The following is a 9682-nucleotide window of genomic DNA, read 5'->3' as shown; positions in this document are numbered from 1 at the left end:
GCCCCGCCCGACCGCCGGTCTCGGCGCGCTGGCCGGTCCCGTCGGGGCGCCCGACCCGCGGCCGGACCGCCCGGCGGCCGACCCGTGGACCGTCGAGGACCGGCTGGCCGACGAGGGGGTGCTGCTGTGGCGGCTGCCGCTGCCCGGTGCCTCCCGGGACGGGCTGGGACTGGTCCGGCGCGGCGACGAACTGATCGTCACGGTCGGACCGTTCCACCGCGTGCTGCCGCTGCCGTCCGCGCTGCGCCGCTGCACGGTCTCCGGGGCCGGGCTGCGCGACGGTCACCTCCAGGTCCGCTTCACCCCGGACCCCGACCTGTGGCCGAGGCGGCCCTGACCTCCCGTACGCCCCTGCGCGGGCTCTGACCGAGGCCCGTCGTTCCGGTAACGTCGAGAGCAAGCCCGGTTGAACGAACGGACCGGGCAGCCAGCCTCCCCGCCGCAGGAGTTCGCCATGAGCGATGCCACCGAGCGCCCCGCCGACAGCCCCGGCACCGACGTACCGGTCACCGAGATCGACCCCGACGCCTGGGAGCGCGCCTGCGCCGAGGACCTGGCCGCCGAGAAGGAACGGCGGCGGGCCCGGGAGGGCGGCGGCGAGGAGCCGGGCACCGCCGCCGAGGAGTTGCGCAAGCTCGCCGACGCCGTCGCGGAGAAGCTGGCCGGGCTCCAGACCCCGCTCGCCGGTACGGCGGTGGAGGGGGCCGTACAACAGTTGATCGCAGGGGCGAAGGCGGCCGTTGAGCCGGTCATAGAGCGCAATCCCGACGTATTCGAGCATCTCGCCAGCGCCGGAAGCGAACTTCTCGCCGCCTACCGCGCCGCCGTGACGGGCCAGGAGCAGCGTTGGACCCGCAGTGACGACGACGGGGGCGCGTCCGGCGGAGACGAAGGTCAGAGTTCGAGTAGTGAACACATCGACCTCGATTGAGCGCTCCCTCCGGTACCGTTAGCGGTGGCGGGGTTCGACCAAATAACTGAGGGACTCATGGGACTCACCATCGGCGTCGACATCGGCGGCACGAAGATCGCGGCTGGCGTGGTCGACGAAGAGGGCTCGATTCTCGAAACGAGCAAGGTATCGACCCCGCCGACCCCCGAGGGAGTCGTCGACGCCATCGCGGACGCGGTGCGCAAGGTCAGCACCGGTCATGACGTCGAGGCGGTCGGCATCGGCGCGGCCGGTTACGTGGACGACAAGCGCGCCACGGTGCTCTTCGCGCCCAACATCAACTGGCGGCACGAGGCGCTGAAGGACAAGGTCGAGCAGCGCGTCGGCCTGCCCGTCGTCGTCGAGAACGACGCGAACGCGGCCGCGTGGGGCGAGTACCGGTTCGGCGCCGGGGCGGGCCACGACGACGTCGTGTGCATCACCCTCGGCACCGGCCTCGGCGGCGGCATCATCATCGGCGGCAAGCTGCACCGCGGCCGCTTCGGTGTCGCGGCCGAGTTCGGCCACATAAGGGTCGTCCCCGACGGTCTGCTGTGCGGCTGCGGCAGCCAGGGCTGCTGGGAGCAGTACGCCTCCGGCCGCGCCCTGGTGCGGTACGCCAAGCAGCGCGCCAACGCCACCCCGGAGAACGCCGAGATCCTGCTCGGCCTCGGCGACGGCACCGCCGAGAACATCCAGGGCAAGCACATCAGCGACGCCGCCCGCCAGGGCGACCCGGTCGCCATCGACTCCTTCCGCGAGCTGGCCCGCTGGGCGGGGGCCGGGCTCGCCGACCTCGCCTCGCTCTTCGACCCCTCGGCGTTCATCGTCGGCGGCGGGGTCTCCGACGAGGGCGACCTCGTCCTGGAGCCGATCCGCAAGTCGTTCCGCCGCTGGCTGGTCGGCAACCAGTGGCGGCCGCACGCCCAGGTGCTGGCGGCCCAGCTCGGCGGCAAGGCCGGGCTGGTCGGCGCGGCCGACCTCGCCCGCCAGGGCTGACGGCCAAGGGGAGGGGACCCCGTGGTGCTCGCGGATCTGCCCGCCTCCACCACCGGCCCGGACGCGGCCGTGGTGCGGGTGCTCAGCTACAACATCCGCTCACTGCGCGACGACCGCGAGGCGCTGGCCCGGGTGATCCGGGCCTGCGCCCCCGATGTGGTCTGCGTCCAGGAGGCGCCGCGCTTCTTCCGCTGGCGCAAGGCCGTCGCCTGGCTGGCCCGCGAGACCGGCCTCGTCTACGCCACGGGCGGGGCCACCGCCACCGGCCCCATGATCCTCACCTCGCTGCGCGCCCACGTCGAGCGGGCCGAGGACATCCTGCTGCCCCGCGTCCCCGGACTGCACCGGCGTGGCTTCGCCACGGCCGTGCTGCGCTTCGGCGGCGGCCACCGGGACGACGACGGTATTCGCCTCGGCGTCGTCAGCTGCCATCTGAGCCTGGCCGCGGCCGAGCGCTACGACCAGGCCGGGATGCTGCTGGACCGGGTCGCCGCGCTCGACGTGCCGTACGCCGTCGCCGCCGGGGACATCAACGAGCAGCCCGACGGGCGTGCCTTCCGCCGCATCGCCGGGACGCTGCGGGACGGCTGGGCCACCGAGCCGTGGGGGAGCGAGGCCACGTTCGACCCGGGTGATCCGCGCCGCCGCATCGACGCGCTGTTCGCGTCCGACGGCATCGAGATCATCGGCTGTGGGGTGCCGTCCGGGCTGCCCGGCGTCGGCGACGCCGATCTGCGGGCGGCCACGGACCACCTGCCGGTCCTGGCCGCGCTCCGGCTGCCGCGCGTGGCCCCCTCGTCCGCCTAGACCAGCGGTTACAGCGGAAAGCGTCAGACGACGGCGCCGCGCCCCGGGTCGTCGTCCTCCTCGTCGTCGCTGTCCTGCATCCGCATCACCAGCGTGACGAAGCCGCCCAGGAAACCGCCGACGCCCAGCGTCGTGATCCACCAGGTCAGCTCCACCTGGAACAGGACCACGCCGAGCAGCAGCAGCGGCCCGCCCAGCACGCCCAGCCAGGCGAACCGGGACGTGGTGTCGGACTCGGGGAGCGGCGGCGGCTCGGGCGGGACGAAGTGACCCTCGTCGGTCTCGTCGAAGTCGTCCTCGGAGGACTCCGTGGCGTCCCAGTCGCGCGGGCCCACGCCCGGCGCGAACACGATGAAGCTGCCGACGGGCTTGTCGCCCTTGTCCGCCGCGTCGCCCTGGCCACCCTTGTCGGCCTGGTCGCCCTTGTCGGCCTTGGTGAGGGTGTCCGGGGCCGTCGCGCCCCTGCGGTCGTCCTCGGCGTCGGGATCGAAGTCGTCCTCGAACCGGCCCTCGAACCGGTCGTCCAGCCCGTCGTCCAGCTCGTCCAGCGGGTCGTCGCGGCGGTCGTCGCGCCGGTCCTCGCTGCGGGCGTCCTCGCGGCCCCACTTCTCCGTCAGGTTCTCGGCGACGGGCCACCGCTCCGCACCCGGCGGGTCCGGCGGCTCCTCCCCGTACGCGGCGACGATCGCCGCGAAGGCGGCGTCGTCGTCCCGGCGCGCCCCCGCCTCGTTCTCGTTCGAATCGCGCTCAGCCACTGGCCGCCGCCCCCTCCTTCCCGCCGACGTCCCCGGGGTACGCCCCGCTGTCCTCTCCCATACCCGCGGTCAGCCGGGTGATGAACGTGTCCGTCTCCTCGAAGATGAACTCGGCGTCGTAGTCCAGCGTCGCCACGTGGTAGCTGCGCTCCAACCGCCGCTCGATGACGTCCCGGGACGACACCTGGCTCAGGATGCGCTCGGAGTCGGCAGGCGGCACCACATGGTCCTGCGGGCTGTGCATCACCAGCAGCGGCTGGGTCACCTGCGGCAGTTCGGCGTCGACCACCCGGTAGAAGCGGCGCATCGAGTGCACGGCGTGCAGCGGCATCCGGTCGTATCCCGATTCCTGGGAACCCGGCTTGGCGATGTCGCTCACGATCCCCTTGACGGAGGGCACCAGATGACGCAGCACCGGAAGGGCCACGGCCAGCGGATCGTGGATCCGGTTGGCGGGATTCACGACGGCGACGCCACTGATCTCGGCGCCGTGCTGGGCGGCCAGCCGCAGCGCGAGCGCGCCGCCCATCGACAGCCCGCAGACGAAGACCCGGGCGCACCGCTCGCGCAGCGCCCGCAGCTCCCGGTCGACCTCGGCGTACCAGTCCTGCCACCCGGTGACCGCGAGATCCTGCCAGCGGGTCCCGTGGCCGGGGAGGAGCGGAAGCGAGACGGTGAGTCCGCGCCGGGCGAGGTGCTCGGCCCAGGGACGCACCGACTGCGGCGAACCGGTGAAGCCGTGACAGACGAGGACGCCGATCTCTCCGCCGTCGTGGCGGAACGGCTCGGCTCCGGGAAGGAGCGGCACCACGGATCTCCGTTCGGTGGTGTAGCGGTCAACGGGACCTCAGCGTACGCGGCGCGCCCCACCGGGGGTAGGCAGGTTAAGGTCTCCTCGTCGGATACAGGAGGTTCTCGGTTGTTCTACGGTGCAATGAAGCTGTCGGTGGGTGGGACGTTGAAGCTCGCCTTCCGGCCCTGGGTGGAGGGACTGGAGAACGTCCCCGACGAGGGGCCGGCCATCCTCGCGAGCAACCACCTCTCCTTCTCCGACTCCTTCTTCCTGCCCGCGATGCTCGACCGGAAGGTCACCTTCATCGCCAAGCAGGAGTACTTCACCACTCCGGGGATCAAGGGCAGGCTGACCGCGGCGTTCTTCAAGGGCGTCGGCCAGCTGCCGGTGGACCGCTCGGGCAGCCGGGGCGCGGGCGAGGCCGCGATCAAGGCCGGGATCGAGGTCATCAAGCGCGGTGAGCTCTTCGGCATCTACCCGGAGGGCACGCGCTCGCCGGACGGTCGCCTCTACCGCGGCAAGCCCGGCGGTCTGGCGCGGGTCGCGCTGGCGACGGGCGCGCCGGTGATCCCGGTCGCGATGATCGACACCGAGAAGATCCAGCCGCCGGGCAAGGTGATGCCCAAGCTGATGCGCCCCGGCATCAAGATCGGCAAGCCGCTGGACTTCAGCCGCTACCACGGCATGGACGGCGACCGCTTCATCCTGCGCTCGGTGACCGACGAGGTCATGTACGAGATCATGAAGCTGTCCGGCCAGGAGTACGTCGACATCTACGCGACCGCGGCCAAGCGGCAGATCGCGGACGCGGAGGCGGCCCGTAAGAAGGCCGAGAAGGCCGAGAAGGCCGCGGAAAAGGGCACGGACAAGAGCACGGACGACAAGCGCACGGACGACGAGAGCACGGACAAGGACAAGACCGGGGCGTAACGTCGCGCCGGGCCCGGGGGTGGGGGGAAGTTGGCGCTACAGCCCAAGCGCGAGCGTGTCGTACGCATGTCCGTGGAGCAGCCGCTGTGGCATGCGCTGACCGCCTACCGGGTGCTCACGCTGATCTACGCGCTCTGTCTCTTCGTCTACTCCTTCCACGACTACGACCGTCCGCTGGGCGCCGCCGCCTACATGGCGGTGCTGACCGTGTGGACGGCGCTGACCTTCCGCATGGTCTCCTCGGCCGAGCGCTGCACCCGGCGCTTCCTGATCGGCGACCTGGCGGTGGCGATCACCGGCATCCTGCTCACCCCGCTGGTCGACACCCACGACCGCATCGCCGAGGGCACGCCCACGCTGCCCTCGATATGGACGGCGGGCGCGGTCCTCGGCTTCGCCATCAAGGGCGGCTGGCGGTGGGCCGCGTGGGCGTCGACCGTGGTGTGCGCGGCCAACATCATCGAGCGCGGCGGGTTCGCCCAGGACACCGTCCACATGCTGATGCTGGTGTGGGTGGCGAGCGTGGCCATCGGGTACGTCGTGGAGGTCGCCCGCGCCAGTGAACGCACCCTGGCCCGCGCGCTGCGCATCGAGGCGGCGACCCGCGAACGCGAGCGGCTGGCCCGCGACATCCACGACAGCGTGCTCCAGGTGCTGGCCATGGTGCAGCGGCGGGGCGCCGCGATCGGCGGCGAGGCGGCCGAACTGGGCCGGATGGCGGGGGAGCAGGAGATCGCGCTGCGCTCGCTGGTGGCCACCGGCCTGGTCACCCCGCCGCGCGCCGCGGCCGACGACCGCCACGACCTCGACGACGCCACGCCCCCGGCCTCGCCGCCCGGCCCCGATCCCGCTCCTGCCGACGCCCTGCCCTGCGTGCCCGAGGACAGCGCCGACCCCTGTGACCTGCGGGCCCTGATCGCCCCGCACGCAGGGTCCCAGGTCACCTTCTCCGAACCCGGCGCCCCGGTGATCCTCCCGGCCGCCGCGGCGGGGGAGTTGGCGGCCGCTGTCGGTGCCGCGCTGGACAATGTGCGGGTGCACGCGGGTGAGGGCGCCCGGGCCTGGATCCTGCTGGAGGACGAGCCGAACGCGGTGATGGTGACCGTACGGGACGACGGGCCCGGCATCCCCGACGGCAGGCTCGCCGACGCCGAGCGCGAAGGGCGGCTCGGCGTCGCCCTGTCGATCCGGGGGCGGCTGCGCGACCTCGGCGGGACCGCCGAGTGGATCTCGGCGCCGGGCCAGGGCACCGAGGTGGAGCTGACGGTTCCGAAACCCGCGCTGAACGCGAAGGACCGGACATGAAGGGAACGACTGCGCGATGACCGACGACGACCGCGAAGCCGAGCGGCCGGTGACGGTGATGGTGGTGGACGACCACCCGATGTGGCGCGACGCCGTCGCCCGCGATCTGGCCGAGGCCGGGTTCGACGTGGTGGCCACCGCCGGGGACGGCCCGCAGGCGGTCCGCCGGGCCAAGGCCGCCGAACCCGACGTCCTGGTGCTCGACCTCAACCTGCCCGGGCTGCCCGGCGTCGAGGTCTGCAAGGAGGTCGTCGCCGCCCAGCCCAAGCTGCGGGTGCTGGTGCTCTCCGCGAGCGGTGAGCACGCGGACGTCCTGGAGGCGGTCAAGTCCGGCGCCACCGGCTATCTGGTGAAGTCGGCCAGTACGGACGAGCTGATCGACGCGGTGCGCCGGACCGCCGTCGGCGACGCCGTGTTCACCCCGGGCCTCGCCGGTCTGGTGCTCGGCGAGTACCGGCGGCTGGCGAGCGAGCCCGCCCCCGCCACCGCCGACCAGCCGGTCGCCCCGCAGCTCACCGAGCGGGAGACGGAGGTGCTGCGGCTGGTGGCCAAGGGGCTCTCGTACAAGCAGATCGCCGAGCGCCTGGTGATCTCCCACCGCACCGTGCAGAACCACGTCCAGAACACCCTGGGCAAGCTCCAGCTGCACAACCGGGTGGAGCTGGTGCGGTACGCCATCGAGGCGGGGCTGGACGACGCCTGAGCCCCGTCCGCCGCCTTGCCGCTCGAACGGGTGAACTTCCCTCCCAACTCCCTTGGGGAACACAGGAATCGCTTTTCACCCCATCCCCTGTGACCTGGATCACCGTTAGCGTGGCCCCCGTATCGGGCCCAATCTCGGGATTTCAGCGGCAGAAGGGATGAAAAGGATGCGGGTCGGAGTGCTGACCGGCGGCGGTGACTGCCCCGGTCTCAACGCGGTCATCCGCGCCGTCGTGCGCAAGGGCGTACAGGAATACGGTTACGACTTCGTCGGCTTCCGGGACGGCTGGCGCGGTCCCCTCCAGAACGACACCGTTCCCCTCGACATCCGCGCGGTACGCGGCATCCTGCCGCGCGGCGGCACCATCCTCGGCTCGTCCCGCACCAACCCCTTCAACAGCGAGGACGGCATCCGCCGGGTCAAGGAGGGCCTGGCCAAACAGGAGGTCGACGCCCTCATCGCCATCGGCGGCGAGGACACCCTCGGCGTCGCCTCCCGGCTCTCCGGCGACTACGGCATCGCCTGCGTCGGCGTCCCCAAGACCATCGACAACGACCTGTCCGCCACGGACTACACCTTCGGCTTCGACACCGCGGTCAACATCGCCACCGAGGCCATCGACCGCCTCCACACCACCGCCGAATCCCATATGCGGGTCCTCGTCGTCGAGGTGATGGGCCGCCACGCGGGCTGGATCGCCCTCCACGCGGGGCTCGCCGGCGGCGCCAACGTCATCCTCATCCCCGAGCAGCGCTTCGACGTCGACCGCATCTGCGCGTGGGTCGAATCCCGCTTCAAGATCCGCTACGCGCCGATCGTGGTCGTGGCGGAGGGCGCGATGCCGAAGGACGGCGATGCCGTCCTCAAGGACGAGTCCCTGGACTCCTTCGGTCACGTCCGGCTCTCCGGGATCGGGGAGTGGCTGGCCAAGGAGATCGAGCGGCGCACGGGCAAGGAGGCCCGTACGACCGTCCTCGGCCACGTCCAGCGCGGCGGCACCCCCAGCGCCTTCGACCGCTGGCTCGCCACCCGTTTCGGTCTGCACGCCATCGACGCCGTCCGCGACCAGGATTTCGGCAAGATGGTCGCCCTGCGCGGCACGGACATCGTCCGCGTCCCCTTGGCCGAGGCGACGGCCCGCCTGAAGACGGTGGACCCGTCGCTGTACGCGGAAGCGGAGGTCTTCTTCGGCTGACCCCGCCGTACCTCCCGGGCCCTGCCCCGGCCACCCCGTCGGGCGGGGCCCGGGGCCGGCCCCGGGCCCCTATTCGGTGCGCAGGGCCGTGGCGGTCCGGGCCCTGGCGGCCCAGCCGGCGGGCAGGAGCGCACCCAGGGTGGCGATGAGCAGGCCGCCGAGAGCGAGCGGGAGCAGTTCGGCCCCGTGGTAGACGGCGATGACGGAATCGGGGAAGCGGAGCCCCACGCTGTTGCCCATCGCGGGGAGGACCCAGCCGTGCAGGGCCACGCCGAGCGGCACGCCCAGAGCGCCCGCGACGAGTCCGGTCACGACGACCGATGTGAGGACCATCGCGACGGTCTGCCGGGGGGTCATGCCGAGCGCCTTGTGGACACCGATCTCCCGGACGCGCTCGCGGGTATCGAGCAGCACGCCGCCCAGCACGCCGAGCGCGGCGACGGCGACGAGCATCACCGTGAGGAACACGGACAGCGCGTTGAGCGTCACGACCATGTCGCCCCCGGCGCCGAGCCCTCCTGCCTGAGCGGTGGCCCCCAGCGGTGCCAGGTCCGTGTTCAGCGCGTCGACGTAGCCGGTCACCCCGGTGCCCGAGGTGACCGCGATGTGATGGCTCGTCTCCGTCAGGTCGGGACGGGCGGCCGTGAGGGTCGAGGCGTCGGTGAAGACCTGCATGCCGTCGTTACGGGGGTCGAGGACCTCGCCGACGATCCGGACCGTGACCGGCTCGGCCAGGCCGTTCAGCGTGACGGTGTCGCCGACGCGGGTGCCGGTGGCGGCCAGGAAGGGGGTCGGGACCACGGCCTCGCCGGGCCTGTCGAACCAGCGGCCCGAGACCATCGCGTAGCCGCCCCAGGAGGCGTCGCCGGTGAAGGCGTTCACGTCGATGATGCCGGTCACGCCGGACACGGTCGCCCGTACCGTCGCGGCGCGGTAGTACTTCCCGGTTCCGGCGGCGGCCTTGACGGCCGCGGCGACCGCGGCGGGATCGGCCTTGGGCCGCTGCTTCTCGGGGCCGGCGCCTGGGGGCCCGAAGTCCGGCAAGGGCGCGGGCACGGTGACATCGGCGGCGTCGTGGGCCTTGGCTTCCATCACCTGGCCGAGCGAGGCGACCATCCCCACGGTGAACGTGACGGCGATGGCACCGAACAGGATCGCCGTGCCCATGGCCAGCGCGCGGGCGGGCCGCGCGAAGGGCCGGGCCAGGCCCAGGGCGACCGGCCGCGGCAACGGCAGCCGCCCGGCCAGGCGGGCCGCCCACCGG

At 72.5% G+C, this 9682-nt stretch carries 11 protein-coding genes; 8 read left to right on the top strand and 3 right to left on the bottom strand.

The window, feature by feature from the left end:
• The 4 genes from EEJ42_RS38260 to EEJ42_RS38245 form a co-directional block, all read left to right on the top strand.
• A partial coding sequence (locus tag EEJ42_RS38260) for an ArsA family ATPase (RefSeq protein WP_425473024.1) occupies positions 1-337 on the top strand: 337 nt, incomplete at its 5' end.
• A 117-nt stretch (positions 338-454) separates the two neighbouring features.
• Positions 455-931 (top strand): DUF5304 domain-containing protein, encoded by a 477-nt coding sequence (locus tag EEJ42_RS38255; RefSeq protein ID WP_123106772.1) that lies wholly within the window; start codon positions 455-457, stop codon positions 929-931.
• A gap of 57 nt (positions 932-988) precedes the next feature.
• A complete protein-coding gene (locus EEJ42_RS38250; RefSeq protein ID WP_123106771.1) occupies positions 989-1930 on the top strand; it encodes an ROK family glucokinase in 942 nt (313 codons plus the stop codon).
• A gap of 21 nt (positions 1931-1951) precedes the next feature.
• On the top strand, positions 1952-2737 hold the full coding sequence (locus tag EEJ42_RS38245) for an endonuclease/exonuclease/phosphatase family protein (protein WP_123106770.1): 786 nt from the start codon (positions 1952-1954) through the stop codon (positions 2735-2737).
• 23 nt (positions 2738-2760) lie between these two features.
• On the opposite strand, the gene EEJ42_RS38240 is transcribed toward EEJ42_RS38245, so the two are convergent.
• Positions 2761-3492, bottom strand: coding sequence for a hypothetical protein (locus EEJ42_RS38240; RefSeq protein ID WP_123106769.1), 732 nt, complete (start codon positions 3490-3492; stop codon positions 2761-2763).
• Positions 3485-4300 carry an alpha/beta hydrolase gene (locus EEJ42_RS38235; protein ID WP_123106768.1) on the bottom strand — a complete coding sequence of 272 codons (816 nt, stop codon included), beginning with the start codon at positions 4298-4300 and terminating at the stop codon, positions 3485-3487. The genes EEJ42_RS38240 and EEJ42_RS38235 overlap by 8 nt, the downstream gene beginning before the upstream one ends.
• Before the next feature lie 126 nt (positions 4301-4426).
• Between EEJ42_RS38235 and EEJ42_RS38230 the strand changes: the two genes are divergently transcribed.
• The 4 genes from EEJ42_RS38230 (at position 4427) to EEJ42_RS38215 (ending at position 8418) form a co-directional block, all read left to right on the top strand.
• Positions 4427-5215, top strand: coding sequence for a lysophospholipid acyltransferase family protein (locus EEJ42_RS38230; RefSeq protein WP_184503476.1), 789 nt, complete (start codon positions 4427-4429; stop codon positions 5213-5215).
• Positions 5216-5281: 66 nt separating this feature from the next.
• The gene (gene macS, locus EEJ42_RS38225; RefSeq protein WP_123106766.1) at positions 5282-6520 is read left to right on the top strand and encodes a MacS family sensor histidine kinase; all 1239 of its coding nucleotides are present in this window, start codon (positions 5282-5284) and stop codon (positions 6518-6520) included.
• A gap of 16 nt (positions 6521-6536) precedes the next feature.
• On the top strand, positions 6537-7223 hold the full coding sequence (locus EEJ42_RS38220) for a response regulator (RefSeq protein WP_123106765.1): 687 nt from the start codon (positions 6537-6539) through the stop codon (positions 7221-7223).
• 166 nt (positions 7224-7389) lie between these two features.
• Entirely contained in the window at positions 7390-8418 is a 1029-nt protein-coding gene (locus EEJ42_RS38215; protein WP_123106764.1) for a 6-phosphofructokinase, read from the top strand.
• A gap of 69 nt (positions 8419-8487) precedes the next feature.
• Here the strand turns inward: EEJ42_RS38215 and EEJ42_RS38210 are convergent.
• Positions 8488-9682, bottom strand: a 1195-nt coding sequence (locus EEJ42_RS38210) for an ABC transporter permease (RefSeq protein ID WP_246097632.1), incomplete at its 5' end; no start/stop codon positions are given.

It is taken from the genome of Streptomyces botrytidirepellens, assembly GCF_003721215.1.
GTDB classification, from domain to species: domain Bacteria; phylum Actinomycetota; class Actinomycetes; order Streptomycetales; family Streptomycetaceae; genus Streptomyces; species Streptomyces himastatinicus.
The sequence above is the reverse complement of the archived record's forward strand: the minus strand, read 5'-3'. Positions and strand labels throughout refer to the sequence as shown.

Excerpts from the sequence above, each read along its gene's own strand:
- EEJ42_RS38255 (WP_123106772.1), top strand. The coding sequence starts at position 455 with ATGAGCGATGCCACCGAGCGCCCCGCCGACAGCCCCGGCACCGACGTA.
- EEJ42_RS38250 (WP_123106771.1), top strand. The coding sequence starts at position 989 with ATGGGACTCACCATCGGCGTCGACATCGGCGGCACGAAGATCGCGGCT.
- EEJ42_RS38230 (WP_184503476.1), top strand. The coding sequence starts at position 4,427 with ATGAAGCTGTCGGTGGGTGGGACGTTGAAGCTCGCCTTCCGGCCCTGG.
- macS (WP_123106766.1), top strand. The coding sequence starts at position 5,282 with ATGTCCGTGGAGCAGCCGCTGTGGCATGCGCTGACCGCCTACCGGGTG.
- EEJ42_RS38220 (WP_123106765.1), top strand. The coding sequence starts at position 6,537 with ATGACCGACGACGACCGCGAAGCCGAGCGGCCGGTGACGGTGATGGTG.
- EEJ42_RS38215 (WP_123106764.1), top strand. The coding sequence starts at position 7,390 with ATGCGGGTCGGAGTGCTGACCGGCGGCGGTGACTGCCCCGGTCTCAAC.